The organism is Streptomyces sp. PL-25 (assembly GCF_058344915.1).
In genome coordinates, this window is sequence record NZ_CP136997.1 from 306846 (window position 1) to 332894 (window position 26049).

General features: G+C 74.7%; 22 protein-coding genes and 1 pseudogene. 8 read left to right on the forward strand and 15 right to left on the reverse strand.

What is annotated here, in order from left to right; all coding sequences use genetic code 11:
* Position 1 precedes the first annotated feature (1 nt).
* From R4Z62_RS01280 to eccD, 8 genes are all read right to left on the reverse strand, one after another.
* Complete coding sequence (locus R4Z62_RS01280; RefSeq protein ID WP_491518883.1) at positions 2–334, reverse strand: hypothetical protein; 333 nt, start codon at positions 332–334, stop codon at positions 2–4.
* The gene (locus R4Z62_RS01285) at positions 327–791 is read right to left on the reverse strand and encodes a YbaB/EbfC family nucleoid-associated protein (RefSeq protein ID WP_389595362.1); all 465 of its coding nucleotides are present in this window, start codon (positions 789–791) and stop codon (positions 327–329) included. Before R4Z62_RS01285 ends, R4Z62_RS01280 begins: the two co-directional genes overlap by 8 nt.
* Entirely contained in the window at positions 791–2860 is a 2070-nt protein-coding gene (locus tag R4Z62_RS01290) for a hypothetical protein (protein ID WP_491518884.1), read from the reverse strand. Before R4Z62_RS01290 ends, R4Z62_RS01285 begins: the two co-directional genes overlap by 1 nt.
* 62 nt (positions 2861–2922) lie before the next feature.
* Positions 2923–3366 carry a hypothetical protein gene (locus R4Z62_RS01295; RefSeq protein ID WP_064531006.1) on the reverse strand — a complete coding sequence of 148 codons (444 nt, stop codon included), beginning with the start codon at positions 3364–3366 and terminating at the stop codon, positions 2923–2925.
* Between the two features lie 2 nt (positions 3367–3368).
* Positions 3369–3659 (reverse strand): WXG100 family type VII secretion target, encoded by a 291-nt coding sequence (locus tag R4Z62_RS01300; protein ID WP_064531007.1) that lies wholly within the window; start codon positions 3657–3659, stop codon positions 3369–3371.
* Between the two features lie 46 nt (positions 3660–3705).
* Complete coding sequence (locus R4Z62_RS01305) at positions 3706–4098, reverse strand: hypothetical protein (RefSeq protein ID WP_064531008.1); 393 nt, start codon at positions 4096–4098, stop codon at positions 3706–3708.
* A gap of 109 nt (positions 4099–4207) precedes the next feature.
* Positions 4208–5680, reverse strand: a complete 1473-nt coding sequence (eccB, locus tag R4Z62_RS01310) for a type VII secretion protein EccB (RefSeq protein WP_491518885.1) — start codon at positions 5678–5680, stop codon at positions 4208–4210.
* Between the two features lie 6 nt (positions 5681–5686).
* The gene (eccD, locus tag R4Z62_RS01315; protein WP_491518886.1) at positions 5687–7135 is read right to left on the reverse strand and encodes a type VII secretion integral membrane protein EccD; all 1449 of its coding nucleotides are present in this window, start codon (positions 7133–7135) and stop codon (positions 5687–5689) included.
* A 221-nt stretch (positions 7136–7356) separates the two neighbouring features.
* Between eccD and eccCa the strand changes: the two genes are divergently transcribed.
* From eccCa to R4Z62_RS01330, 3 genes are all read left to right on the forward strand, one after another.
* Positions 7357–11247: a type VII secretion protein EccCa gene (gene eccCa, locus R4Z62_RS01320; RefSeq protein ID WP_491521819.1), complete on the forward strand. Its 3891-nt coding sequence runs from the start codon at positions 7357–7359 to the stop codon at positions 11245–11247.
* A gap of 27 nt (positions 11248–11274) precedes the next feature.
* Entirely contained in the window at positions 11275–14556 is a 3282-nt protein-coding gene (locus tag R4Z62_RS01325; protein WP_491518887.1) for an AAA family ATPase, read from the forward strand.
* An 83-nt stretch (positions 14557–14639) separates the two neighbouring features.
* Entirely contained in the window at positions 14640–15836 is a 1197-nt protein-coding gene (locus R4Z62_RS01330; RefSeq protein ID WP_491518888.1) for a S8 family serine peptidase, read from the forward strand.
* Between the two features lie 74 nt (positions 15837–15910).
* Here the strand turns inward: R4Z62_RS01330 and R4Z62_RS01335 are convergent, their stop codons facing one another.
* The 3 genes and pseudogenes from R4Z62_RS01335 to R4Z62_RS01345 all read right to left on the reverse strand — a co-directional run.
* On the reverse strand, positions 15911–16357 hold the full coding sequence (locus R4Z62_RS01335) for a TIGR03618 family F420-dependent PPOX class oxidoreductase (protein ID WP_064531011.1): 447 nt from the start codon (positions 16355–16357) through the stop codon (positions 15911–15913).
* Between the two features lie 80 nt (positions 16358–16437).
* Positions 16438–16890, reverse strand: coding sequence for a DUF1707 SHOCT-like domain-containing protein (locus R4Z62_RS01340; RefSeq protein WP_491521966.1), 453 nt, complete (start codon positions 16888–16890; stop codon positions 16438–16440).
* A gap of 263 nt (positions 16891–17153) precedes the next feature.
* Positions 17154–17519: pseudogene (locus tag R4Z62_RS01345) on the reverse strand (NAD(P)-binding domain-containing protein); the annotation flags it as partial.
* A gap of 51 nt (positions 17520–17570) precedes the next feature.
* Here R4Z62_RS01345 and R4Z62_RS01350 point away from each other — a divergent pair.
* From R4Z62_RS01350 to R4Z62_RS01370, 5 genes are all read left to right on the forward strand, one after another.
* Positions 17571–17924 carry a winged helix-turn-helix transcriptional regulator gene (locus R4Z62_RS01350; RefSeq protein WP_491518889.1) on the forward strand — a complete coding sequence of 118 codons (354 nt, stop codon included), beginning with the start codon at positions 17571–17573 and terminating at the stop codon, positions 17922–17924.
* A 228-nt stretch (positions 17925–18152) separates the two neighbouring features.
* Positions 18153–19232, forward strand: coding sequence for an MDR family NADP-dependent oxidoreductase (locus R4Z62_RS01355; protein ID WP_491518890.1), 1080 nt, complete (start codon positions 18153–18155; stop codon positions 19230–19232).
* Between the two features lie 30 nt (positions 19233–19262).
* A complete protein-coding gene (locus R4Z62_RS01360; RefSeq protein WP_064531016.1) occupies positions 19263–19664 on the forward strand; it encodes a MerR family transcriptional regulator in 402 nt (133 codons plus the stop codon).
* A gap of 141 nt (positions 19665–19805) precedes the next feature.
* Positions 19806–20402, forward strand: coding sequence for a TetR/AcrR family transcriptional regulator (locus R4Z62_RS01365; protein ID WP_355483239.1), 597 nt, complete (start codon positions 19806–19808; stop codon positions 20400–20402).
* A 102-nt stretch (positions 20403–20504) separates the two neighbouring features.
* Positions 20505–21689: an MFS transporter gene (locus R4Z62_RS01370; protein ID WP_491518891.1), complete on the forward strand. Its 1185-nt coding sequence runs from the start codon at positions 20505–20507 to the stop codon at positions 21687–21689.
* Here R4Z62_RS01370 and R4Z62_RS01375 read toward each other — a convergent pair.
* From R4Z62_RS01375 to R4Z62_RS01390, 4 genes are all read right to left on the reverse strand, one after another.
* Positions 21671–23023, reverse strand: a complete 1353-nt coding sequence (locus R4Z62_RS01375) for a PP2C family protein-serine/threonine phosphatase (RefSeq protein ID WP_491518892.1) — start codon at positions 23021–23023, stop codon at positions 21671–21673. The genes R4Z62_RS01370 and R4Z62_RS01375 overlap by 19 nt on opposite strands.
* Positions 23024–23217: 194 nt before the next feature.
* Positions 23218–23751: an SRPBCC family protein gene (locus tag R4Z62_RS01380; protein WP_491518893.1), complete on the reverse strand. Its 534-nt coding sequence runs from the start codon at positions 23749–23751 to the stop codon at positions 23218–23220.
* Between the two features lie 119 nt (positions 23752–23870).
* Positions 23871–24566, reverse strand: coding sequence for a TetR/AcrR family transcriptional regulator (locus R4Z62_RS01385; protein ID WP_355483456.1), 696 nt, complete (start codon positions 24564–24566; stop codon positions 23871–23873).
* A gap of 65 nt (positions 24567–24631) precedes the next feature.
* The gene (locus R4Z62_RS01390; protein ID WP_491518894.1) at positions 24632–26008 is read right to left on the reverse strand and encodes a cryptochrome/photolyase family protein; all 1377 of its coding nucleotides are present in this window, start codon (positions 26006–26008) and stop codon (positions 24632–24634) included.
* Positions 26009–26049: the final 41 nt, after the last annotated feature.

Here is a 26049-nt window from a genome sequence, read left to right on the forward strand (position 1 = left end):
GTCACTGCCCGGTGGCCGCCTTCCAGTCGGCGGCGAACCGCTTGGCCTCGTCCTCGGCCTTGTCGAAGACCTTCATGACGTCGTCGCCGTCCACGCCGAGCCGGCTCACCAGCGTGTTGAGCAGGGTGAGCATGTCCTCGACCGGGGGCATGCCCTGGTCGACCGTGGCGTGGTACTGCTTGGACGCCTCGTCCTCGTTGTTGCCGCCGCCGCTCTTGTTCAGCTCGTTGATGCGGGCGATGTTGGCGTTGGCGTCGGCGAGCGCGGTGCCCAGCCGGGGGTACTCGGCGAAGAGCTGTTTGAGCTGGTCGGTGGTGCGGAGCACCTCAGGCATCGCCGCCCCCGTCGCCGTCGCGCCGGCCCGCGAAGGGGTCCCCGGTCAGTGCGCGCAGCGGGGCCAGCAGGTCGCCGATGGCGGTGCCCGCCTCCATCGACCTGCGCATCTCGGCGCCCGCTCCGCGCAGCGGCGCGAACGCCTCGTACGCCTCCTTCGCCGCCTGCTGCTGCGCGCGGGTGACGATCTCGACCAGGGCCCGGCTCAGCCGGGCCGGGTCCATGGCGCGGTAGTCCTCGGTGTGGAACCTGATGTCCCGCACCTCGCCGCGCGCGCCGACGGTCACACTGACCGTGCGGTCCTTGGAGCGTACGGTGGTGGTTCGGGAGTTCAGCTCGCGCTGGGCGGCGACGAGCCGCTCCCGCTGCGCCTTGAGCCGTTCGGTCATGTCACCGAGCTCGTCCTGCAACACCTCACCGAACGCGGACGTGAAGCCCTTCGCCTCGGCACCGCTCATCAGCCGATCACCCCTGTCCCCGAGGACGCCTGCGTCCCCCAGGTCTCCTCTTCCTCGTCCAGGAAGCTCTTACGTTCCCGGCCCTGGTCGGCGCCGCCCGCTCCGGCGCCCGCGCCGGAGCCCATCGGGGGCATCATCGGCGGGTTGGACGACGTACGGCGGCCGGTGGTCAGGGCCGCCTCCTCGGGGGCCAGGGCGCCCAGACCGCCCGACGAGGTGCGGATCCGGGCCGAACGGCCGGGCCTGAGCTGTTCCTCGGTGGCGGGCGCGTGCTCGGTGAGGGAGCCGTCCGGCTGTCTGACGCGGAAGCCGCCCTTGAGGTTGCGGGCGTTCTCCAGGGTGTGCAGGTCGGCACCGGAGGTGCGGGTGCCCAGCCGGGCCCGGCGCAGCGCGTCCTGGTAGGCGCGCTGCTGGGTGCCCGCCTTCTGCTGGTCGAGCTGCTGCTTGCGCAGTTGCTCCTGGTAGGACTTCTCCTGTTCGTCGGCGGCCTTCTGGAGCGCCTGGCGCCGCTGCCTGAGCTGGTCCTGGTACGCCTTCTCCTGCTCCTGGGCGGTCTTCTGGAGCGCCTGCTGCCTGCGCTGCTCGTTCTGCTGCTGGAGGCGCTGCTGCTGGAGGTCGTAGGCGCCGGGAGGGACCTTGCGCAGGGTGCCGTCCTGGTTCCTGAGCGGCTTGCCGTCGGATCCGGTGACGGTGCCGTCCTTGTTGACGACGGCGCCGGGCGGCAGCTTGTCGAGGGCGCTGCGGGCGTCGCCCCCGGTGCCGTCCGTGCCGCCGGTCTTCGTGGTGCCGTCGGTGAAGGTGCCGCCCTCGCCGGTCTTCTGGAGGGCGTTCTTCAGGCTCTGCTGGTCGACGACGGGGCCCGCGCCCGTGCCGTCGCCGTCCTTCTGTCCGCCGCCCGGGAGGTCCTTCTGGTCCTGGAGGTTCTGGTCCAACCTGCCGTCGCCCGGGTTCTTCCCGGCGTCGTCCAGTGCCTTCTGCTGGTCCTGCTCGCTCTGCTCCATCTGCTTCTGGAGGTCGTCGAGGGAGGACTTTGCCGGGTCCTTCGGGCCGTCGGCCGGGTGGGCGGCGCCGGGGGTGCGCCACTTGGGCTGCGCGATGTGCGGGATGGCCCCGGCGGCCGTCCCGTAGGCGTTCTCCAGGTCGCTGAGCGCGGTGGCGGCCTGCGGGTCGAGCGTGGTGGAGACGTGGTTCTTCCAGCGGGTCTTGGCCTGGTCCTCCACCCGGTCCCAGAAGGACTGGTCCATGGGGTTGCCGTAGGTCGGGTCGGTGAACACGGGTGTCTGGCCGACGGAGACGACCAGGCCGCCCTTCGCCTGGGCGCTGAGGCTGTCGAAGACGTCCTGGAGGATGTCGCGGACGTGGTTGGCGGGCCAGGCCTCCGGCGAGGCGCGCCAGGTGTCGTACGCCGTCTGGAGGTCGCCGGTGCGGGCCTGGAGGCGGCTGCGCGCGTCGTCGATGAGCCCGGAGAACTCCCTGGGCATCGTCATCTGCACGGCGAGGTCCTGGAACTCGTTGGCGATGCCCGTGAGGGCGTCCTTGAGGGCTCCGGCCGCGCTGCCCTGGAGGTCCGAACCGGACACGTCGAGGTCGCGCGCCCAGCCGGTGATCCGCTGGTGGGTGTCGGCGAGGAACTTCTCCACGCCGCGGACGGTCATCCCGGCCGAGTCGAAGCTGAGCAGCTTGACGACGTCGGTGCCGGCCTCGGTGACGGACGCCCAGAGCAGGTCCAGGGGTTCGCGGACGAACCTGCTGAGCGGGGTGCCCGCGTCGTTGGACCCGACCTCACGCGCGAGCCGCAGGCCGACCTGGTAGTACAGCGTGTCGTAGCTGATGGTGGACTGGAGGGTCTCGGAGTCGGTCTCGACGGTCTCCACGACGTACGGGATGTACCAGCCGATGTCCCAGGAGCCGCCCGGCGGCCCCGCGTCGGCGCCGCGGGGTACGACCGTGTGCTCGGCGAACCAGCTGGCGTGTCCCTCGCCGCTGCCCGCCACCTGGTCACGGGTCGTGGGCTGGTCCCAGGTGTACAGGGAGAGGATGTCCTCCCACGACCCGGACGCGGACGCCATGGTGCTGCTCCTTCTGCGCGGTTGTTCGGTGCTGCCCGGTGCGGGCGGGGGCCGCCCGTCCGTCACTTCGTGGTGGTGGTCACCGGTGCGGTGGTGGTGGAGACGGTGCCGCCGAAGAGGCCGACCACGTCCCGCAGGTCCGCCATCATCGCCTCGGCGGTGACGGCCGCGCCGTCCTCGCCGTCCTGGAGGTACTGGTGGACGAGCTTCAGGTCGACGGCCGCCTGGTGCAGGTTCGCCGACATGCTCTCCAGCTGCCGCGTCATCTCGGCCGCGAACCGGGCGAAGTCGGCCTGGAGGGCGCCGGTGCTCGCCACGCCCTTGCCGGAGCCCGCGTAGATGCGGTCGAAGCCGTCGACGGTCTTGTCGCCGCCGAACGCCTTCAGCAGGGCGATCCAGTTGTCGCCCGCCATGTCCTGGAGCAGGCCGCCGATGCCGGTGACGATCTCGTCGATCTTCGCGTCGGTGACCTTGTAGGTCCCGGTGTCGCCGTCATCCTTCGCCATGGCTAGTGGCTCATGATCTGGCCGCCGCGCAGGTCGGCCTCGATCTGGGCGTCGACCATGCGCTCCAGTGCCTGGGCGCCCTGTCCGAACGCCTGGTTCATCTGGTTGATCGAGGTGTTGACCGTGTTCTGGAAGTCGTTCCAGGCGATGGCGGTGGTGCCCTGGAAGGAGTGCTGGAGGGGCCTGATGCGGTCGAGCATGTCCTGGAGGGCGTCCACCATGGCCTTGTTGGCCTGGGTCATCTCCTCGATGGCGGTGTTGGCCGCCGCTTTCACCAAGGTCACGTCGGGCATGTCGTCGGCTCCTTGTCCACGAAGGTGTACGGGGTGGTGCGGGGGGTCACTTGGCGCCGCCGCCGAGGGCGGCGTAGGCGTCGGCCGAGGCGTCGTAGTAGCTGCCCGCGCTCGGGCTCCACGCGCTGCCGTACTGCTGGGCGTCCATCTCGCCCTGGTTCTGGGTCTTGTCGGCGTCGGTCAGCGCCTGGTGGAGGGTGTCCACCTTCTGCTTGACGTTCGTGTACGCCTGCATCCACTCCTGGAGCTTGGCGGAGAAGATGTTCGACGAATCCGCGACATAGGCCAGGCGGACGTCGTCGTGGATCTGCTGCACCGTGTTCCCGGCCTTGGCCATGGCCGCGACGTTGTCCTCGATCGCGGTCCGGGCCGCGTCGATGTCGGCCTGTGCCCGGTTGTACGTGCCGCCGGTCTGGTCGATGCCGCTGGGTTCGCTCACAGAAGTGGCCCTTCGCCTCAGGGGGATCCGTTCGAACAGGCAGTCACATTATCCCGGAACTGATAGATGCAGAGGGAAACTGCCTGCCCGTCCACGTAATTTGAGCAACCTAAGAGGTTGCGCCGCCGCACTGTTCATCCGAAGGCGGCGCGGCGGACGTCGGTGCGACAACTCCGCTCACCGCCAAAGCCGTTGGATCGAGCACCGGACCACGCGGCAGAAGCCCGAGCAGCCGGGCCGGCAGCCCGATCGCGGAGGAATCCGAATAGCCCAGGCTTTTCAGGGCCGTCGGCGCGAGCGGGTAGGCGACGCCGTTTTCCGGCACCAGATACCGGGAGTCCCCCGTCCCCGCGCTCGACTCGGCCCGTACCAGGGCCCCGGAGCCCGGCCGCACCCACACCCGGTCGGCCGGGGTGCAGGCGGGGCCGACGGCGGGCTGCGCGGCGGGCGCGGTGCCGGGCACGGAGGCGGCGTCCACCACGGCCACGGTCGTGGTGTAGCCGTCGCCCTGCGGGCTGTCGCGTACGCAGATCTGCTGGGCCGCCGGGTCCACCGCGTCCACCCGGGGCGCGGTCCGCGGCAGTCCGGCCGCCAGCTCGGCGGCCGCCGCTGCCGGGGCCTGGTGGGCGGCGAGGTCGGCGGGGCCCACGGGGTGTTCGGCGACCGCCCGGCCGCCGTAGGCGAGGCGCTGGGTGCGCGGGTCGCCGCGCAGCAGCCGGTGCCCGAGCCCGGTGAGCGGGACCAGTCCGTCCGCGCGCAGCAGATAGGACTGCCCGGAGGCGGTGAAGAGCTGTCCCACGCGGGTCGCGGTGCCGCCCAGCCGCGGTCCGGGCCTGCCCCGGCCGGGCACGTCGGGCGGGGCGAGGGCCGGTCCGGCGTCCAGGGTGCCGAGGAACGCCGGGCTCACGGCCGTCGGGACGACCCCGGCCCAGCCGAGCGCGGCCTGGGTGCCGTTGCGGGTGTCGACGGGGAACCGCCGCCCGTTCCAGAGCAGTTGGACGCCCGCTCCGGGTGCGGTCACCAGCACGCCGCGACCGGAGCCGAGTCCGCCGTCGTCGCCGGGGGCGTCGATCAGGACGCTGGTCAGCGGTTTCGCGCCGGTGCCCGGGGCGGCGGGGGTCTGTCCGGCGCAGACCGCCCACACCGGGCGGCGGACCGGGTGGGGCAGCGCGTCGGGGGCGCCCACGATGCCCAGGGTGGCGCCGCGCGGGGTGTCCTGGAGGGAGTCGGCGGCCGCGTCCGCGACCCGGAACCGGTCGCCGGCCAGCAGCCGGGCGGACGCCTCGTTGAGGACGGGGTGCAGTGCCCCGCCGGTGTACAGGTAGCGCGCTCCGGTCTCGCGGACGACGACCAGCGTGCCGGGCACCCGCCAGGAGGTCCCGCCGCCCGGCGAGACCAGCCCGAACACCGCGGTGCCCAGGCAGGCCAGCGCGACCAGGGCGCCGCCCCACAGCATGCCCTTGGAGGTACGCGCTGAGGGTGTCTCGGGGGCGTCCGGGTCGCCGCGGAGCATGCTGCCCGACAGCCGTCCCAGCACGAAGAGGTGGGCCTGCACCTGGTCCTTGCGCGACTGCACCGCCATCAGCCCCTATCCCCTGATCCCGCGCAGCGCGCCGAACACCCCGGCGAGCAGCACCGCGAGCGGCAGCAGGACGAGCGCGGCGAAGGTGTGCAGCAGGTCCGCGATCCGGCCCCAGTACGGGACCAGGCGGCGGCCTGGCACGGTCCAGGCGGCGACGGCGGTGACCGCCGCGAGCACCGCGAGGGCCGCGGTGATCCCGAGGCGGCCGGTGAGCCCGAGGTCGGCGGCGCGCAGACAGCTCGCGAGGACCAGCCCGTACGCGCCGGGGACGGCGGTGGCCAGGCGGTGGCGTACCGAGCCGACGACCCTGACGTGCAGGAGCAGCAGCACGCTGAGGGCGACGGCGAGGGCGGGCGCGGTCCAGCCGTCGGAGGCGGGGGCGGTGAGCAGAGCGCTCTGGCAGCCCATGGCGACCAGGCCGAGCGCGGTGTAGCAGCCGGTCAGGTAGGAGTCGGCGAGTCCGGCGCGGGCGGTGACCTGGGCGGCGGGGAAGGGCTCGATGCCTTCCTGGAGTTCGCGGGCGTTGGAGGGCAGCGGCGGCAGGCGCAGTCCGGCGAAGCGGAAGGCCAGGCCGGGCACGAGTCCGCCGCAGACGACGGCGACGACGGCGACCCAGCCGGCGGCGTGCGCGAGCGGTACGCCGGCCGCGGTGAGGCCACCGCCGAGCGCCGTGAACGCCGCCACGGCGAAGGCGCCCAGGAAGAGCGGGGCGTGGGCGCCGACCGCGGCCAGGGCGATGACGGCGGCTCCGGCGCCCGCCGCTCCGGCGGCGAGCAGGCGCGGTCCGGTCATGTCCTCGCCGTGTCCGGCGGCGGGGACGAGCGCCCCGGCGAGCGCGAGGCAGGGCACGGCCAGGACGCCGAGCAGGGCGCCGGCCCCGGCGTCGCCGACCGCGCGGGAGGCGGCGAAGGCCCCGGCGACCAGCAGCAGGGCGAGGACGGCCGCCGCCGCGGCGCGGGGCACGGCGTCGCCCGGCAGGGCCAGGGTGAGCAGTCCTGCGAGCAGGGCGGCGGCGGTGAAGCCGAGGAGCAGGCGGCGGGTGAGGGCGGGCCGCCAGGTGTCGGGGCGGGGCCGCAGGACGTCGCCGATGCCGTCGACGAGGTCGTCGAAGTCCACCTCGGGGAGCTGGTCGTGGCGGGGGCGCAGATGGAGGACCTCGCCGTCGCGCAGGCCGAGCGAGTCGGCGGTGCCCTCCTCGTCCAGCGGGGCCGCGCCGAGGCGCTGGAGCACCCAGCCGCCGTGTTCGAGGCCCTGCTCGTGGAGGTCGTCGCCGGCGTACTCGACGAGCACGGGCATCAGATCCACGAGGGGAACATCGGCCGGCACGCTCAATTCGAAGGATCCGGCCGGGCCTCTGACTGCTATTCGGCAGAGGCCGACGGTCTTGTCGCTCACGGTTGCTCGATTCACTCCCGCCTGGAATTCAAGCGCGGTCCGACTCGGGAACGGAGGCACACTATCGCGCAGCCGTATCAGTATGATCAACCGACAAGTCGCGTCGGCTCCTTCGCTTTGCCACCGCCGCCGCTCGCCTTATGACCGTATGCCAGTCGCCGTATGACCGTATGTCGCTTTCCGCAGGGCCTGTGCCGTTCGCCGCACGCCCTCACCGCTAGCCGGGAGCCGGTTTGAGCACCGTCACGTTCCGTCGGCCGCCGCGCCGGGTGGGCCCGCAGATGCCGGAGGGGGAGCTCGCGCTCCAGGAGCCGCCGGCGCTGCCCGAGCCCCAGGGCGCCATGAGCGGCGTCGTCACCTACCTGCCGATGGCCCTGAGTTCACTCGGCATGGTCCTGGTGTTCATCCGGCCCGGCGAGGGCAACGGCGTGCTGATGTGGGTGGCCGTCGGCATGATGGCCGTCTCCGCCGTCGCCATGCTCGTCGCCCAGTTCCTGCGCGCCGCCGGTGACCGCAAGCGCAAGCTGCGCGCCGAACGCCGCGACTACCTGCGCTATCTGGCCACCAGCCGCCGCAGGCTGCGCAAGGTCGTCGACCTCCAGCGCAAGGCCCTCGACTGGCGCCATCCGCGCCCCGAGGCGCTGGCCTCGCTCGCCCGCACCGGCCGGCTGTGGGAACGGCGGGCCACCCACGAGGACTTCGGCGAGATCCGCATCGGCACCGGCGACCAGCAGCTCGCCCTCACCCTCAACCCGCTGTCCACCCGGCCGGTGGAGGACCTGGAGCCGCTGTGCGCGCACGCGCTGCGGCGCTTCATCCACACCTACTCGACCGTCCGCGACCAGCCCGTCGCCCTGCGGCTGCGCTCCTTCGCCCGGGTGCTGCTCGGCGCGAAGGACGAGGACCGGGACGTCGCGCGCGCCCTCGTGCGGGCCGCCCTGGGGCAGTTGACCGTCCTGCACGCGCCCGACGAGCTGACCGTGGCCGTCGTCGCCGACGGGGAGGGCGCCGCGCACTGGGCGTGGACCAAGTGGCTGCCGCACCTCCAGCACCCCTCGGACACCGACGGCGCGGGCCCGGCGCGGCTCATCGCGGAGTCCGTGTCCGAGCTGGAGCCGCTGCTCGGCGAGGAGTTCGCGGCCCGGGGCCCCTTCGAACCGGGCGCGCAGCCCGGCCGCGACGAGCCGTTCACCGTGATCGTGCTGGACACGGCGACCGTGCCGGCCGGTGCCCGCCTCGCGGAGAACGGCTACCGCAACACCGTCGTCGTCGACGTACGCGCCACGCTCGACGCGGCGGCGCCCGCGCGCGGCACTCTGCGGCTGCGGGTCGAGGCGGACGCGCTGACGCTGCGGACCACCGGCCCGGACGGCCGGCCCGACGAGACGGCGCTCGGCAGGCCCGACGCGCTCGGCCCGCACGCAGCGCGCGCCCTCGCCATGGGCCTCGCCCCCTACCGGCTCGGCGCCGCCGTACGCTCCGAGCGCCCGCTCCAGGAGGACCTGGAACTGACCGACCTGCTCGGCATCCGCGACCTGCGCGCCGCGGCCGTCGCCGACCTGCACCGGCCGCGCGCCGCGAGCGAGCGGCTGCGGGTGCCCATCGGCGTCGGCGCGGACGGCTCGTACGTCATGCTGGACCTCAAGGAGTCCGCGCAGGGCGGCATGGGCCCGCACGGCATGCTGATCGGCGCCACCGGCTCCGGCAAGTCCGAGCTGCTGCGCACCCTCGTCCTCGCCCTCGCGCTCACCCACAGCTCCGAGACGCTGAACTTCGTGCTGACCGACTTCAAGGGCGGCGCGACCTTCCTCGGCCTCGACCGGCTCCCGCACACCTCGGCGGTGATCACCAACCTCGCCGACGAGGCCGCGCTGGTGGAGCGTATGAAGGACGCCCTGCACGGCGAACTGGTCCGCCGCCAGGAGCTGTTGCGCAAGGCGGGAAACTACACGTCGGTGCGCGAGTACGAGGAGGCGCGCGCGGGCGGCGCCGATCTGGAGCCGCTGCCGACGCTGTTCGTGGTCGTCGACGAGTTCAGCGAACTGCTCGCCGCGCACCGCGACTTCCTCGATCTGTTCGTGATGATCGGGCGGCTGGGCCGCTCCCTGTCCGTGCATCTGCTGCTGGCCTCCCAGCGGCTCGACGAGGGCCGCATCCACCAGTTGGAGTCCCATCTGTCGTACCGCATCGGCCTGCGGACCTTCTCCGCCATGGAGAGCCGGGGCGTGCTCGGGGTGCCCGACGCCTACGAGCTGCCGCCGCAGCCGGGCAGCGGCCTGCTCAAGAACGACGTGGGCGCCCTCACCCGCTTCAAGGCCGCCTATGTCTCCGGCACCTACCGCGTGGCGCGGCCCGAGGTGCGCCAGTCGGTGGTGGCCGGGCAGGTCGTGCCGTTCGACGCGGGCTGGGTGGCGCCGCGCGCGCTGCCGCAGCTCACGGCGCCCGAACCGCGGGCCGAGGAGGAGCCCGGCTCCGGGCCGAGCCTGCTGGCCGTGGCCGCCGGGAAGCTGGAGCGCTCCGGGCCGCCCGCGCACCAGGTGTGGCTGCCGCCGCTGGCCGAGCCGCCCACCCTGGACCTGCTGCTGCCCCCGCCGGGCGCCCCGGCGCGCTTCCTCACCGTGCCGGTCGGCGTCGTGGACCGGCCCTTCGACCAGCGCCGCGAGGAGCTGACCGCCGATCTGTCCGGGGCCGGCGGGCACGTCGGCATCGCGGGCGGACCGCAGTCCGGCAAGTCCACCCTCATACGCACCCTCATCACCGCGCTCGCCCTCACCCACACCCCCCGCGAAGTGCAGTTCTACTGCCTGGACTTCGGCGGCGGCGCGCTGACCGGCCTGGCCGGGCTGCCGCACGTCGGCCAGGTCACCGGCCGGCTGGACCCCGAGCGCATGGCCCGTACGGTCGCCGAGGTGACCGGTGTCGTCGCCCGCCGCGAACGGCTCTTCGCCGAGCAGGGGGTGGAGTCCATGGCCGACTTCCGCAGGCGGCGGGCGGCGGGCGAGTTCCCCGACGAGCCGCACGGCGACGTGTTCCTCGTGGTCGACGGCTGGAACACCGTACGGCAGGACTTCATGGACCTGGTGCCGACCTTCAACCTGATCGCCTCGCGCGGCCTGAACTTCGGAGTGCACCTGATCGTGGCGTCCGGCCGCTGGTCCGAGATCAGCGGCGCGCTGCGCGACCAGCTCGGCACCCGCTTCGAACTGCGCCTGGGCGACCCCGTCGACTCGCTCGTCAACATGCGCGCCGCCGCCGGGGTGCCGGCCGTGCCGGGCCGCGGCCTGACCGGGGAGCGCATGCACTTCCTCACCGCGCTGCCCCGCACCGACGGCGACCCGCGCGCCGAGACCGTCGCCGAGGGCGTCGCGGCGCTGGTGCGGCAGGTCGCCGACGGCTGGGACGGGCCGGAGGCGCCCGCCGTGCGGATGCTGCCGCTCAGCCTGCCCGCCGCCCGACTCCCCGCCGCCGACGGGGACCTGCGGGTGCCGCTCGGTCTCGAGGACCTGCGCCTGGAGGTGCTGCGGCACGACTTCGAGGAGCATCCGCACCTGGTGGTCGTCGGCGACGTCGAGTCCGGCAAGACCAATCTGCTGGCCCACGTGTGCGACGCGATCACCGGCCGCTACTCCCCCGACGAGGCCCGGGTGCTGCTCGTCGACTTCCGGCGCGGACTCGCCGACACCGTCCCCGAGGCGCACCGGCTCGGCTACGCGGTCGGCCTCGACCTGCTGCGCAAGACGGTCGAGGGCGCGGCTCGCGCGCTGCGCGAACGCGTCCCCGGACCGGAGATCGGCCCGGCCCGGCTGAAGCTGCGCGACTGGTGGACCGGGCCCCGGCTGTTCGTCGTCGTCGACGACCACGAACTGGTCTCCTCGGGCGGCTACGGCGCCGGCGACCCGTTCGCACCGCTGCACGAACTCCTCGCCCAGGGCACCGAACTGGGCTTCCATCTGATCGTGGCGCGCGGCGCGAACGGCGCGGGCCGGGCCATGACCTCCGACGCGCTGCTGCGCCGCCTGGTGGAGGCCAACACACCGGTGCTGATGCTGTCGTGCCCGCCCGCCGAGGGACAGGTCGTGGCCGGCACCCGGCCGCGGGTGCTGCCCGCGGGCCGCGCGCTGTACATCACCCGCCGCCGCACCGTGCAGGTGCAGACGGCCCTGCGGGCCTGACGGGCCCGGACACGCGAAAGGAACACCATGGCCCGCCAGACCGTCCTCGCCACCCCGGGGACGACCGTCTCCGCCGCGCTGGACGCCGCCCGCCCGGGGAGCGTCGTACGGATCCGCCCCGGGCGCTACGACGAGAACCTCACGATCACCAAGATGGTGACGCTGGTCGCCGACGACCCGGACGACCCGCCCGAGATCGCCCCGCGCGACGGCTCGGCCGTGCGGGTCCTCGCCGAGGCGGTCAAGCTGTCCGGGCTGGTGCTGCGCGGCGCCGACGCCGAGGCGCCCGTGGTGGACGTGCCGCGCGGCCAGGCCGAGCTGGAGGGCTGCACCGTGCACGGCAACGGCTGGACCGCGCTGCTCTCGCGCGAGCGCGGCTCGCTGGCCATGCGCGAGTGCCGGGTCTCCAACGCGGCGGGCGCCGGTCTCGTCGACCTCTCCCCCGAGCCCAGCGTGGTCGTCGACTGCCTCTTCCAGGACCTCGGCAGCTCCGGTCTCGTCCTCGGCGAGGACGCCGCGACGACGGTGCGCTCCTGCACCGTGCGGGAGGCGCGCGGCAACGGTCTGCTCGCCGGCGGCCGGGCCGCCGGCACCGTCACCGGCCTGGTCGTGCGGCGCTCCGTCAAGCCGGGCGTCGCCCTGGAGGAACAGGCCACGACCCGGGTGGTGGAGGCCCGGACCGAGGAGTGCGTGATCGGCTACCACCTGTCCTCCACCGGACGCCCGGTCCTCGCCGACTGCGCCGCCGACGCCCCGGCCACGCACGGCGTCCTGCTGTCCGGCACCGCCGACCCGGAGGTGCTGCGGCTGCGCGTGACCGGCGCGGGCGGCCACGGGATCGCCGCCGTCGAACGCTCCCGCGGCACCTTCACCGACTGCCGGATCGAGGACTCCACGGCCGCCGCCCTCCTGGTCCGCGACCACGCGGCACCCGCCGTGCTGGACTGCCGGATCTCCGGGGGCCGCGCGGAGGGCGTGGTCCTCTCGGACGCCGCCGCGCCGCGCCTGGACCGGCTCACGGTCGACGGCCCGGCCGGGCACGGCGTGGTCGTGGCGGGCGAGGGCGAGCCCACGCTGCGCGCGGTGGACGTGAGCGGCTGCGGCGGGCACGGCCTCGTCTTCCGCGAGGGCGCGCGCGGCCGGGTCGAGGACGGCTCGGTGACGGACGCCGGGCGGTGCGGTGTCCAGGTCGAGGACGCGCGGCCCGCGCTCCAGGGCACGGTGGTGCGCGGCAGCCGGTCCACCGGGCTCGCCGTACGGGGCGAGAGCGCGCTCACCGCGGTCGACGTGACCGTGGCGGACGCGGGCGCCGACGGGGTGGGCGTGCTGGAGGGCGCCGAGTTCACCGCGGTGCGCGGCCGGATCACGGGCAGCCGGGGCCACGGGGTCCTCGTCGGGCCCGGCGCCGGAGCCCAGTTGACCGACTGCGAGATCACCGGGGGCGCGGCCGACGGGCTGCGGATCGCGAGCGAGCGGCCGGTGCGCGCCGCGCGCTGCGCCGTCACCGGCAACCGGGGCGCGGGCGTCCGCCAGACGGCGGCCGGCGGCCGGCTCGCCGCCGACGGTCTCGACAGCCGGGACAACGGCGAACCCGATGTGCTCGGCGCGCGCGGCGACGGCGCGCCCGAGGCCGCCGCCGAGTCGCCCGGCCCTGGGGCCGGTCCGCTGGCCGCGCTGGACGGACTCGTGGGACTGCGCGCCGTCAAGGAGCAGGTGAGCACGCTCGTCAACCTCAACCGGCTGGCCCGGCGCCGCCGCGAGATGGGCCTGCCGGTCCCGGCGACCGCCCGCCACCTGGTGTTCGCCGGACCGCCCGGCACCGGTAAGACCACCGTGGCCCGGCTCTACGGCGCGGTGCTCGCCTCACTGGGCGAGCTGCGCTCGGGCCATCTGGTGGAGGTGGCGCGGGCCGACCTGGTCGGCGAGTACGTGGGGGCGACCGCCATCAAGACCACCGAGGTCTTCGAACAGGCCCTGGGCGGGGTGCTGTTCGTCGACGAGGCGTACACGCTGGCGGCCGAACCGGGCTCGGGCGGCGCCGACTTCGGGCGCGAGGCCGTCGACACCCTCGTCAAGCTGATGGAGGACCACCGTGACGACGTGGTCGTCATCGCGGCGGGCTACTCCGGGCGCATGCGCGGCTTCCTGGACTCCAACCCGGGGCTCGCCTCCCGGTTCAGCCGCACCGTGGAGTTCGAGAACTACACCCCCGAGGAACTGGTCACCATCGTCCGCACCCACTGCGAGCGCAACCGCTTCACGCTGGCCGGGGCGACCGGGCGGGCGCTCGCCGTGCACTTCGAACGGATGCCGCGCGACGAGTCGTTCGGCAACGCCCGGGAGGCGCGCAAGGTGTTCGAGGAGATGGTGGACCGGCAGGCGTTCCGGCTGGCCGGTTCCGGGGACGTCACCGAGGAGCAGCTGACCCTGCTGCTGCCCGAGGACGTCGGCGAGGAGGCCGCCGCCGCGGTCGCGGCACCCGGCGCCGACGGCACGGGGCCGAGCCGGGTCGGTGAACTCCTCGCCGAACTGGACGCGCTGGTGGGCCTGGAGGGCGCCAAGAGTCAGGTCCGCGACCTGGTGAACCTGCTGTCCACCGCGCGCCGCCGCCGGGCCGGCGGCCTGCCCGCGCCCGCCATCGGCCACCACCTCGTCTTCGCCGGACCGCCCGGCACGGGCAAGACGTCGGTGGCCCGCCTCTACGGCGATCTGCTGGGTGCCCTGGGCGTGCTGCCCCGGGGCCAGTTGGTGGAGGTGGCCCGCGCCGACCTGGTGGGCCGCTACATCGGCCACACCGCGCAGCTCACCGCCGAGGTGTTCGCCCGCGCCCGGGGCGGGGTGCTCTTCATCGACGAGGCGTACGCCCTCACGCCCGAGGGCGCCGCCGGCGGCGACTTCGGCCGCGAGGCCGTGGACTCCCTGCTCAAGCTGATGGAGGACCACCGCGACGACACCGCCGTGGTGGTGGCCGGGTACGGGCCCGAGATGGCGCGCTTCCTGGCCTCCAACCCGGGTCTGGCCTCCCGCTTCGGCCGCGTCGTCGACTTCGCCTCCTACGACACCGAGCAACTCGTCGCGATCGTCCGCGCCCAGTGCGCACGGGACGGCTACGAGTGCGCCCCGGACACCCTGGACGCGCTGCGCCGCCACTTCGACACGGTCGAACGGGGTCCCGCGTTCGGCAACGCCCGCTACGCCCGTACGGTGCTGGAGCGCATGATGACCCGTCAGGCGGGCCGCCTCAGTGTCCGGCCCGAGGCGTCGCTCGACGATCTGCGCCTGCTGCTGCCCGAGGACGTGGAGGCGTGAGGGGGCCGCGGGAGGGCGCAGCGGGGGGCGTGCCGGGGCGGCGCGGACGGCCGTACGTCCGGCGGGGCCGCCCGGCGCTCCTCGTGCCGGCCGCCGTGTGCGCGCTGTTCGCGCTGTCGCCGGGGCCCGCCGCGGCGGCGGACGGGGACGGCGCCCTGCCCGCCGTGAGCGCGGTGCCGCCGCAGGGCGGCGGCTGCGTGCGGCCCTCGCCCCGGAAGATGACCCAAGTGCCGTGGCCGCAGCGGTACATCGCGCCGTCACGCGCCTGGGACACCACCCGTGGCGAGGGTGTGACCGTGGCCGTGGTGGACACCGGCGTGGACGCGGGGCACAGCCCCGCGCTGGCGGGCCGGGTCGTGGCGGGGCCGGACGTCACCACGGGCGCCGCGCACGCGGCGGGCACGGACTGCGTCGGCCACGGCACCTTCGTCGCCGGGCTGATCGCGGCGGCCGAGCTGCCGGGCCAGGGCTTCGCCGGGGTCGCGCCGCGGGCGCGGGTGCTGGCGGTGCGCGTCACGGACCGCGACGGCGCGGCGAGCGCCGATCACGTGGCCGCCGGGATCGGCGCGGCCGTGGCGGGCGGCGCAAGGGTCGTCGACGTACCGCTGGCGCTGCCCCGGGGCAGCGCGGCGCTCACGGCCGCCGTGCGGGACGCGCAACGGCACGGCGCGCTCGTCGTGGCCCCCGCCTACGGGGAAGCGGACCCGTCCGCGTCAGGCGATCCCGACGCCCCGGCACCCGCCGCCTACCCGGCCGCGCTCGACGGGGTCCTGGCGGTGGCGTCGCTGGGGCCCGGCGGCGCCCCGGACCAGCGGGCCGCGCCCCGCACGGCACCGGACATCGCCGCGCCCGGCACGGCGGTGATGAGCGTGGGACCGGGCGGTCCCGGCCACTTCACGGGCAGCGGAGCGGACCTGGCGACCGGGTTCGTGGCGGGCGCCGCGGCCCTGGTCGGCGCGGCGCACCCGGAGTCGACGCCCGCGCAGGTGCGGGCGCGGCTGATGGCGACGGCCTACCCGATGGTGACGGCGGGCCGACCGCTGGTGGGCGCGGGCACCGTCGACCCGTCGGCGGCCGTCAGCACCCCGATGCCCGCGGGCGCCACGCCCGAGGCCGCCGCCCCGCCCGCGCCCGTCGCCCTGGCCGCCCGCGCCTCCCACCGGGGCCGCGGCACCGCCGTGGCCGTGGCGGGAGGCGCGCTGGGGGCGGCGCTGCTGACCGGGTTCGCGGCGTTCACGGTGACGCGGGCGCGGCGCAGGGGCTGGCGGCCGGGCATCTGACGGCGCTCCGGGCCGGGCCGGCGGCTTCGCCGTCAGGGCGCACCGGGGGCCTGGCAGGGGCGCGACGGTGCCGGTCAGGGCGCGGGGACGGGGCCGCCGGGCCGGAACCGCTCCACGCCGACGATGTGCCGCACCTTGACGGGGCGTACGACCACCGCGACCCGCCGCTCCCCCGGCATCAGCCACTCGAAGCGTTCGGCGCCGAGGTACTTGCGGGCCAGCCGGTCCATCCGCTCGTGCGCCTCCTCGCCCTCGATGAAGCGGTCCACCACCCCGCTGATCTGCACCCGGTCGAAGGGGTCGGCGGCGTCCGCGTGGGAGAGGTAGACGCGGGGATCGCGGCGCAGGTTCTCCTCCTTGACCCGGCCCACCGAGGTGTTGAACGACAGCGCGTCATCGCCCTCCAGATCCACCCACATCGGACTGACCTGCGGTGCTCCGTCGGCGAACACCGTGCCGACGTACCAGATGAGAGGGGCGCGCAGCCGGGCGCGTACGGTTTCGTCGAAGATCACGTCCATCTCGGGCGCCTACCCACGGCGGCCCGCCGGACACCAAACACCGGGCGGCCGACGACGCGGCGGCCGCGCGAGGGGTCGCGTCAGCGCTCGGTGCCGGTCGTGCTCGTCCTGGTCACGACGGCGCCGAACAGGGCGAGCCCCTTGATCACCACGCGGGGCGCGCCGGGCCGTCCGGTCCTCCGGGCGGCGCCCTTCCCGAGCACACCGAACAGGCCGAACCCCTTGACCTCGACGTCGATGTCGTCGGGCACCGTGATCCTGGTGCCGCCCCACAGGGCCACGGCCCGGATCTCGGTGTCCTGGCTGCTGAAGCGGGCCTGCGACAGATCCACCCGGCCACCGCCCCACATCGACCAGAGGGTCAGCCGGGGCGGCACGACCCACTGGCCCTTGCGCACGAACCCGCCGAAGACGCCCGCGACGAACCGCCCGGAGGTCGGCGGCCGGTTCACCACCAAGTCGTCCCTGGGGCCCGGTGCGGGCAGGCCGCGGCACGCCTCCACCAGCTCGCCGCGGGTGCGTGCCCCGTACACCTCGTCGAGGCGGGACGCCAGCAGCTCCAGGGTCTTTCGTTTGGATCAGGCCGGATGAGGGAGCGGGGTCTGGTGCCGTGCCTCGCAAGGCGGAGGAGGGCGGCATGGCGGAGCCATGGCAACCGACGACAACGCCGCGAGGTGCGGTGCCAGGGCACGCGAGCCCGGCACGATCCGAACGAGAGGCCCCAGGGGCAGCCGCCCGCCCTCCACGGCCGTCCGCAGCCGCCGGGCCGCCTGCTCGCGGTCGTCGTCCGAGGCGAGTCGAGGTAGTGGACACCGTGCCCGGCCGCCCAGCCGGCGGTGGCGCGGGCGCGGTCCGGGGTGTCGGCGGACAGATTGGCCACGGTGCGGCCCTTGAGGGCGTCGGTGACCTCCGGGTCGCGTAGGACGGCGTCCACGGCGTCGTAGTTCACCACGCAGACCACCGTCAGCGGGCTCGCGGCGACCGCCTCCCGGGTGGTGCGGGCGCCGGACGCGCCGCGGGCGACCAGCTCGCGGTCACGGCCGGGCGTGCGGTTCCAGACCGTGGTGCGCACTCCCGCGTCGAGGAAGGCACCCGCCAGGGACCGGCCCATCGGTCCGAGGCCGAGGACAGTGACGGCGGGCTGTCCGGTGTGCGATGACATGATGCAACTCCATGGGTGACAAAGGGCTTTGCGAGGAAACGGGGGGCGGGGATGACACGCGGTCGTGCCCAGGATCCGGATGTCTGCGGGGTGACCGCGGCCATCGCCGTGATCGACGGCAAGTGGAAGACGGCCCTGCTGTGGCTGCTGGAGTCCGGTCCGTGCCGCCCCGGTGAGCTGCGCCGACGGCTGCCGGGCCTCAGCGAGAAGGTGCTCACCCAGGCACTGCGCGAGATGGAGGGCGACGGGCTCGTGCACCGGGAGGTGCACGACGTGCTGCCGTTGAAGACGGTGTACTCCCTGACCGCGTTCGGCCGGGACCTCTCCGAGGCGCTGGCACCGCTGTCCGACTGGGGCCACCGCCGCCTGGAGAGGCTCACCGGTGCGGATCAGCCAGCGTCCTGACGGTACATCAACTCCTTTCCCCGAGACCGGTGTCCGCTGTTCTCCGTGCGCCCTCCACCAGGGTCGCCGCGCCCGGGACCGCCCACAAGTACCCACAAAAAGGTAGGTACCGGCGAGGCGGGGTTGCCCCTGACGCGCGGGTCAGGGTTTAGCGTCGGCCGGCCCGGCGGCGCCGTCCGCGGACGCCGGACGTGCACACTTACCCGCCCCGCCCTCAGGAGGCCCCCCATGTCCGCAGCGCTGCCCCGCACCAGCCGCGAGGTCCGGCTCGCCGCCGTGCCCGACGGGCTGCCCACCCCGGCCGACTTCACCGTCACCGAGGTCCCGCTGCCCGCCCCGGGACCGGGCCAGGTCCTCGTCCGCAACCGGCAGTTCCTGGTCTTCGGCGGGCTGCGCACGCTCGTCGGCGGCGCCGCCCGGGACACTCCGGTGCCGGGAATACGCCCGGGGGAGGCGCTGTTCGGGCCGGCGGTCGGCGAAGTGGTCGCCGCGCCGGAGGGCAGCGCGCTGCGGCCCGGCGACCTGGTCACGCATCTGCTGGGCTGGCGCGAGTACGCCCTGGTCCCGGTGGCGCGGTGCACCGCCGTCGATCCGGCGCTGCCCGACCCGGTCGCCCACCTCTCCTCCGGATCCGCCGCCTACGGGGCGCTGACCAGGCTCACCGGGGTGCGCGAGGGCGATGTCGTCCTGGTCACCGGCGCGGCGGGCGGCGTGGGGTCCCTCGCGGGGCAGATCGCCCGGCTGCTGGGGGCCGCCCGGGTCATCGGCACCACCGGCTCACCGGACAAGGCAGGACGTCTCGTCTCCGAACTCGGCTACGACGCGGCCCTGACCACCGGTTTCCGGGCGGCGGACGGGAGCGGGGCGGAGCGCCGGGAGGCGCGGCAGGCGTTCGCCGGGCAGCTCGCCGCCGCCGCGCCGGACGGCATCGACGTCCTGCTCGACACGACGGGCGGCCCCCAGCTCACCGCGGCGGTGGACGCCGCCCGCCAGGGTGCCCGCTTCGCCCTGGTGGGGGCGCTGTCCGGGCAGTTTGCGGCGGCGGGCGGCGGCGGCAGGGCCCCGGTCGAGGTCGACGCCTTCCGGCTCATCGTCAAGGGGATGACGCTGAAGGGGTACACCGGTGTCGACCATCCCGACGTGGAGCGGGAGTGGACCGGGCGGTTCGCACACTGGCTGCGCTCCGGCCTGATCCGTTTCCCGCTCACCCGCGTCCCGGGCATCGATCGCGCCCCGCTGGCGTTGCAGGAACTGATCGCGGGAGAGCGGTTCGGCACGGTCGTCGTCGAGTTGCCGCACCACGGCTGACGGCCGCCGCGCGGAGCGGGAGGGGCACGTATGCGGATCGGGGACGCGGCGGCCGCCGTGGGCGCGACGCCCAGGGCACTGCGCTTCTACGAGCAGCGCGGGCTGCTGCCGCCACCGCGGCGCACCGCGGCGGGCCAGCGGGACTACGGGCCCGACGACCTCGCCGTCCTGCGCACCGTGCGGGACCTGCTCGCCCTGGGGCTCACCGTCGAGGATCTGCGCGGCATCGCCGACCGGCTGCCGCTCCTCACCGGGCGCCCGCCGGGCTGCGCCCCGGCGGCGCCCGGCGCTCGGGGGCCCGGGGTCGTCGGCGCGACGGTCGTGGAGCGGCGGATCGCCGCGCTGGACGCGGACATCGAACGGCTCACCCGGCTGCGGGACGCGCTGAAGGCGGGCCTGGCCGGGCGCGGGGAGCCCGGCGGCGACCGATAGCGGCCCGAGCCGCCCCGGCCGCCTACCACCGGCCGCCTACCACCGGCCGTCAGCCATCGGCCGTCAGCCCTCAGCCCTCAGTCGACGGCCGCAGTACACCCCCGTATTGAAACGCACGATTCAAAACACTACGCTCCCACCATGGCCCGACCGAGGACGTTCGACGAGGAAAGGGCCCTGGAATCGGCGATGCGCATGTTCTGGGAGAAGGGCTACGAAGCCACCTCCACCCAGGACCTGTGCGACGCCACGGGTCTGGGGCGCAGCAGCATCTACAACACCTTCAAGAGCAAGCACGACCTCTTCGAGCGGGCCCTGACCCGCTACATCGACTCCACGACCGCCACCCAGCTGGCCGTCCTGGAGGACCGGCGGCACACCGCGGCCGACCGTCTCCGCGCCCTGCTGGCCGTGATCGTGGAGAGCGAGACGGAACACCGGCTCGGCGGTCGCAGCCTCGGCTGCCTGACCGTGAACACCACGGTCGAACTGGCCGCCCGGGACGTCCGCGCGGCACGGATGCTGGAGCGCGACACGGCCCGCCGCCTGGCCGCGCTGCGCGCGACGGTCGAGGAGGGCCGGCGGGACGGCAGCATCACCTCCGTACGGGACGCCGACGCGCTGGCCCGCTTCGTGAACGCCGCGATCGGCGGCATGCGCGTCTCCGGCCAGGGCGGCGCCGACCGGACCGCCCTGGAGGCGATCGCCGAGGTCACCATGGACGCACTGACCCGCTGACCCGCTGACTCACTCACCCACCACCAGCCCCCCTCGCGGGGCCTCGCCTTCCCCTGTCCACGTTTTGAACTGAACGTTTCATAACCAAGAGGAGAACGTACCGTGCCTAGTGCCGTATACGTCCTGGCGCTCGGCATCTTCGCCATGGTGACCAGTGAGTTCGTGGTCGCCGGGCTGATGCCGCAGATGGCCGAGGGACTGGACGTGACCGTCCCGCAGATCGGCTACCTCATCACGGCGTTCGCGGTGGCCATGGCCGCCGGCGGGCCCTTCCTGACGGTGGCCCTGATGCGGGTCCCGCCGCGCACGGCGCTGATGACGCTCTTCGCCGTCTTCCTGGCGGGCAACGTCCTGGCCGCGACCGCGCGGGACTACGCCATGATGCTGGCCGCCCGGATCGTGACCGGCGTCGCCTCACAGGCGTTCTTCGGCCTCGGCATATCGCTGTGCGCCCGGCTCACCCGGCCCGAGGTCCGGGGACGCGCCATCGCCGTCGCCATGAACGGCCTCATGCTCGGCACCCTGCTCGGGCTGCCCCTGTCGACCCTGGTCGGCGAGCGGTTCGGCTGGCGCGCGGCGTTCTGGGCCGTCACCCTGATCACCGTGGCCGCCGCCGCGGCCACCCTCGCCGGGGTGCCCCGCCTGGGGCGCGCCGAGGACTCGGGCGGCCTGCGCGCCGAACTGGGCGTCTTCAGGCGGCGCCGGCTGTGGCTGGTGTTCTCCACCAGCACGCTCGTCATCGGCGCCACCTTCTCCGCGTTCAGCTACCTCAACCCCATCCTCACCGAGGTCACCGGCTTCTCCCCCGGTGCCGTGCCCGTCCTGCTGATCGCGTACGGCGCCGCCACCGTCGCCGGGAACCATGTGGTCGGACGCCTCGCCGACCGCCACGCCGTGCCGGTGCTCGCCCTCGGTCTGCTGCTCAACACGGTCTTCCTGAGCGGCTTCGCCCTCCTCGCCGGGCTCCCCGTGCCCGCCGTCGCCTGCATGCTGGGCGTCGGACTGGTCGGCGTCACCATGAATCCGGCCATGGTCACCCGGGTCCAGCGCGCCGGGAACGCGGGCCCGCTGGTCAACACCGTCCACTCCTCCTTCATCACCCTCGGCGTGATCCTCGGCTCCTCCCTGGGCGCCGTGGCGATCGAAGCCCGGGGGCTGCGCGCGCCGCTCTGGCTCGGCGCGGTCATGGCCGTGGCGGGTCTGGCCACACTCCTGCCCGAACTCACCCGCCGCCGCGCGTCCGAGGAGCGGCCCGTCCGGCCACCGCTTCAGCGGTCGGCCGGCTGACCGGTCCCGGGCACGGCGCGGGTCTCGGGGATCCGCAGGGCGAGGACGGCGATGTCGTCGTGCTGGTCGTCGTTGAGCCGGTCGAGCAGTTCGTCGAGGAAGACCGGCAGGGCTTCGCGGGCCAGTGCGGTGGCGTGCTGGCGCAGCCGGGTCAGCCCTCGTCCGATGTCCTCGCCGGGGCGTTCCACGAGACCGTCCGTGTAGAAGAGCAGGGTCGATCCGGGGTCCAGGACGGTCGTGGCGGTCTGGCGGACGAGGGTCGGGTCGACGCCCAGGACGGGGGCGTGGCCCGCCTCCAGCAGCAGGGTGCGGCCGTCGGGCCGGGCCAGCAGCGGCGGAAGGTGGCCCGCGTTGGTCCAGTGGAGTCGCCACGGCGCGGTGGAGGAGGCGTCGGTGGTGGGTGTTTCGAGGCGGGCGATGACGGCGGTGACGAGTTCGATGCCGGTCAGGCCCTGCATGACGCGGTCCAGGCGGCTCATCACCCCGGCCGGGTCGTCGCCGCTGTCGTAGGCGAGGGCGCGGAGCATGTTGCGCAGCTGGCCCATGCGGACGGCGGCGGCCAGGTCGTGGCCGACGACGTCGCCGATGGCGAGCACCGCCGAGCCGTCGGGGAGCGGGAAGGCGTCGTACCAGTCGCCGCCCACCTCGGCGCGTTCGCGTGCGGCCACGTAGCGGGCGGCGAGCTGGAGGTGGGCCAGACCGGTCAGGTCGGGCAGCAGGGAGAGCTGGAGCTGTTCGGCGGTGTACTGCTGGAGCGCGTACAGCCGGGCGTTGTCCAGCGCCAGCCCCGCCCGGTGCCCCAGATCCGCCGCCAGCGCCTGCTCCTGCTCGTCGAACACGGCACCCGGCGCACGCCGCACGAACGTGAGCGCGCCCAGTGTCTGCCGTCGTACGCGCATGGGCACGATCAGCGCGGTCCCGGCACCGAGCATGCGGTACAGCGCCCGCTGGGCGGCCTTGAGGGGGTCCTGCGGGTCGGGTTCGCCGAAGTCGGTGATCTCCAGCGGGCCCGCTCCGCGCAGCACCTTCGCGACGGCGGCGCCCGAGTCGTCCGGGCCGGGCAGGAATCCTCCCGGCAGCACCCGCAGCGCCCGCTCCGGGTCCCGGTCGGTGACCGTGAGACGGCGCAGTCCCTCGCCGTCGACGACGTCGACCACACAGGCGTCGGCCAGGTTGGGCACCACCACCCGGGCCAGGCGGCGCAGCGCCTCCTCCGCGTCCAGGCCCGAGGCCAGCGCCCGGCTCGCCTCGGCCAGCAGCCGCAGCCGGGCCGCGGCGGGCTCCGGTACCGGCTCGCCGGACGGTCCTCCCGGCGGTGCGGGCTCCCGCTTCATCACGCTCCCTCCTGACGGCGCGGCCGCCGGTGCCGCCGCCGTGCGGGACGGCGGGAAGGACCGGCGGATCGCCTCCAGTCTGCGGCTCCGGCGGGCCGAGGACATCCGGGCGCGCCGGGCGGCCGGGAGGTCGTCGGCGGAGCGCCGGGCGCGGGGCGGGCGCGGGCAGCGGTACCGGCGCGTCGCCGGGTGTGTCAGCCGCCGGTCTCCTCGGCGAGCTGCTTGATGCCCTGGAGGGTGGTCTCCATGCCGCGGCGCAGTTCGTCCCGGCGGTAGGCGAGGATCGCCTCCTTCCGGTCGGGCCGCTGCTCGACGGCCACGGTGACCCCGCTGCGGCCGGGTCCGCCGCGCATCGACTGGCGCAGCAGGGTGCCGCCGTCGTCCGCCTCCAGTTCGTAGCGCCAGAAGGCGAGGGCCTGGGCGAGGTCCTGGGCCGGTGCGCCGTAGCGGCCGTCCGGGTCGGTGACGGCCCAGGCGAAGACGCGCCGTTCGTCCAGTTCGACGACGTGGGAGACGGTGCGCCAGTCACCGGCCAGGGGGTTGCTGTTGTGGCCCTCGAAGCGTGCTCCGAGGGCGGGCCGGCCGGCGCCGTCGAGCCACTCGACCCGTTGCAGTTCCGGGCTGAGCCGGGCGGGCAGGTGGATGTCGGTCACCAGCTGCCACACCCGGGCGGGATCCGCCCGGACGCGGACCTCGCAGCGGACGTGCAGACCTTCGCCGTCGTGCATCTCTTCCCCCAGGTGAGAACCGTCGCCGACCGGCCACCGGGTCCCGCGTCCGCGGGCAGGCCGATCATGCGCAGGCTAGTCCAACGCACCGCCCGCGCGGGTGTGTTCCCTCTCCCTTTTCAATCTCCTCCGGTCCCTTCGACCAGGCGGCGCAGCGAGGGCAGCAGCGCGTCGAGGTCCTGCCCGGTCCGGAAGGCGACGACGGTGGTGCCGCCCTCGCCGCCCTCCGCGGTGTGCGGGCGGGTGCCCGGTGCCGGGAACAGGTCCAGCACCTCGCGCATCGCCTCGTCGATCTCCGCCACCGGGTCCGCCGACTCGCCGCGCAGCCACCGCCGCAGCACATGGTTGTGGGCGGCGACGACCGAGGCCGCCATCAGCTCGGCGCGCAGCGACGCCGACGCCGTGGGGGCGCCCATCCACTCGGCGATGAACTCGCGGAACAGCCGCTGGTAGCGCGCCACGCTCGCGATCTCCCGGTCGCGCAGGACGGCCACCCTGCTGGTCAGCGCGTAGCGGCGGCGGGCGAGGCCGCCCTCCTCGACGTAGTGCAGCAGGACCAGGCGCACCGCGTCCGAGACGGCGGCCAGGGCGGTGCGGTGGCTGGAGGTGGCCAGCCGGTCCCGGATCAGCTCCAGCAGCCGGTCGTGGTCGGGGAAGACGACGGCTTCCTTGGACCGGTAGTTCCGGAAGAACGTCGTGCGTCCCACTCCGGCCCGTTCCGCGATGTCGTCCACGGTCGTCTGCTCGTACCCGCGTTCGTCGAAGAGCGCGAAGGCGGCGTCCGCCAGCCGGATCCGCGTGGGTGTCTTGCTCATGACCGCTCATCCTCCCCTGTTCCGGCCGGTGTGCACCACAAGGGGCCCGCGCGGGCGGCGGCGGTTCAGTGCGGGCGGCCGCGGGCCCGGCGGAAGCGCTCCAGGCCCTCGGCCAGCTCGACCACCGGATCGGGGTAGTCGAGCGCGGCGCGCTCGGGTCCCGGCAGCTTCCACGGCTCGTGCACGCGGCGGCCGTCGACGTCCGCCAGTTCGGGCACCCAGCGGCGGACGTAGGCGCCGTCAGGGTCGTACCGCCTGCCCTGGGTGACCGGGTTGAGGACCCGGTTGGGGCGGCTGTCGGTGCCCGTGCCGGCCGTCCACTGCCAGTTGAGCTGGTTGTTGGAGATGTCGCCGTCGACCAGCCAGTGCAGGAAGTGGGCGGCGCCGACGCGCCAGTCGACGTAGAGGGTCTTGGTGAGGAAGCTCGCGGTGAGCAGGCGGGCGCGGTTGTGCATCCAGCCCTCGTGGCGCAGTTGGCGCATCGCCGCGTCGACGACCGGGTAGCCGGTGCGGCCCTCGCGCCACGCCTCGATGTCGGCCCGCGCGACGCGCTCCGGGCGCCAGTGGTCGTGCCGGGTGCGGTAGTCGGCGTGGGCCGCGGCGGGGCGGGCGGCGAGGACCTGGCGGTGGAAGTCGCGCCAGGCGAGCTGCCGTACGAAGGCGTCGGCTCCCGCTCCGCCGCGGCGGCGGGCCCGGTGCACCAGTTCCACCGGGGAGAGGGTGCCGAAGTGCAGATGGGCGGAGAGCCGGGAGGTGGCGTCGCCCGCGAGGTCGTCGTGGGTGCGCTCGTAGTCGTCCAGGCCGCTGCGCCAGTACGCGGTGACGCGGCGGCGGGCCTCGCGCTCGCCGCCGGGCGGCAGGGCGGGCGAGAGGCCGCCGATGTCGGCGCGCCGCGGCGGCCGTTCGCCGCGCACGTGGTCCGGGACCGGAACGCGGCGCGGGGCGGCCGCGGCCGCGCGGAGCGGGGCCTTCGCCCAGCGCCGGTGGTACGGCGTGAAGACGGCGAAGTGGTCGGAGGAGGCGGGGGTCACCTCGCCGGGCGGTACGGCCACGGTGACCGCGTCGTGCACGGTCAGGCGGCGCCCGTCGGCCTCCAGCGCGGTGCGCAGCCGCTCCTCGCGGCGGACCGCGAACCGGCTGTGCGCGGCCGACAGATGGACCTCGGCGGCGTCCGCCTCGGCCGCCGCCCGGCACACCTCCTCCACCAGGTCGCCGCCGCGCACCACGAGCCGTCCGCCGCGCTCGCGCAGCGCGGCGTCCAGGTCGGCCAGGCAGTCGGCGAGGAAGGCGGCGCGGTTGGGCGGGTCGAACCCGGCGGCCGTCACGGCCCGGTCGCGCACGAAGAGCGGGACGACGGCGTCGGCGCCCGCCAGGGCGGCGCGCAGCGGCGGATGGTCGTGCACCCGCAGGTCGGAGGTGAACAGGACGACCGAAACACGCATGGGCTCAGTTCCTCCTCCGTGGCCGGGCGCGGTCCGGGGCG

Excerpts from the sequence above, each read along its gene's own strand:
- R4Z62_RS01280 (WP_491518883.1), bottom strand. The coding sequence starts at position 334 with ATGCCTGAGGTGCTCCGCACCACCGACCAGCTCAAACAGCTCTTCGCC.
- R4Z62_RS01285 (WP_389595362.1), bottom strand. The coding sequence starts at position 791 with ATGAGCGGTGCCGAGGCGAAGGGCTTCACGTCCGCGTTCGGTGAGGTG.
- R4Z62_RS01290 (WP_491518884.1), bottom strand. The coding sequence starts at position 2,860 with ATGGCGTCCGCGTCCGGGTCGTGGGAGGACATCCTCTCCCTGTACACC.
- R4Z62_RS01295 (WP_064531006.1), bottom strand. The coding sequence starts at position 3,366 with ATGGCGAAGGATGACGGCGACACCGGGACCTACAAGGTCACCGACGCG.
- R4Z62_RS01300 (WP_064531007.1), bottom strand. The coding sequence starts at position 3,659 with ATGCCCGACGTGACCTTGGTGAAAGCGGCGGCCAACACCGCCATCGAG.
- eccB (WP_491518885.1), bottom strand. The coding sequence starts at position 5,680 with ATGGCGGTGCAGTCGCGCAAGGACCAGGTGCAGGCCCACCTCTTCGTG.
- eccCa (WP_491521819.1), top strand. The coding sequence starts at position 7,357 with ATGCCGGAGGGGGAGCTCGCGCTCCAGGAGCCGCCGGCGCTGCCCGAG.
- R4Z62_RS01325 (WP_491518887.1), top strand. The coding sequence starts at position 11,275 with ATGGCCCGCCAGACCGTCCTCGCCACCCCGGGGACGACCGTCTCCGCC.
- R4Z62_RS01335 (WP_064531011.1), bottom strand. The coding sequence starts at position 16,357 with ATGGACGTGATCTTCGACGAAACCGTACGCGCCCGGCTGCGCGCCCCT.
- R4Z62_RS01350 (WP_491518889.1), top strand. The coding sequence starts at position 17,571 with ATGACACGCGGTCGTGCCCAGGATCCGGATGTCTGCGGGGTGACCGCG.
- R4Z62_RS01355 (WP_491518890.1), top strand. The coding sequence starts at position 18,153 with ATGTCCGCAGCGCTGCCCCGCACCAGCCGCGAGGTCCGGCTCGCCGCC.
- R4Z62_RS01360 (WP_064531016.1), top strand. The coding sequence starts at position 19,263 with ATGCGGATCGGGGACGCGGCGGCCGCCGTGGGCGCGACGCCCAGGGCA.
- R4Z62_RS01365 (WP_355483239.1), top strand. The coding sequence starts at position 19,806 with ATGGCCCGACCGAGGACGTTCGACGAGGAAAGGGCCCTGGAATCGGCG.
- R4Z62_RS01375 (WP_491518892.1), bottom strand. The coding sequence starts at position 23,023 with ATGAAGCGGGAGCCCGCACCGCCGGGAGGACCGTCCGGCGAGCCGGTA.
- R4Z62_RS01380 (WP_491518893.1), bottom strand. The coding sequence starts at position 23,751 with ATGCACGACGGCGAAGGTCTGCACGTCCGCTGCGAGGTCCGCGTCCGG.
- R4Z62_RS01385 (WP_355483456.1), bottom strand. The coding sequence starts at position 24,566 with ATGAGCAAGACACCCACGCGGATCCGGCTGGCGGACGCCGCCTTCGCG.
- R4Z62_RS01390 (WP_491518894.1), bottom strand. The coding sequence starts at position 26,008 with ATGCGTGTTTCGGTCGTCCTGTTCACCTCCGACCTGCGGGTGCACGAC.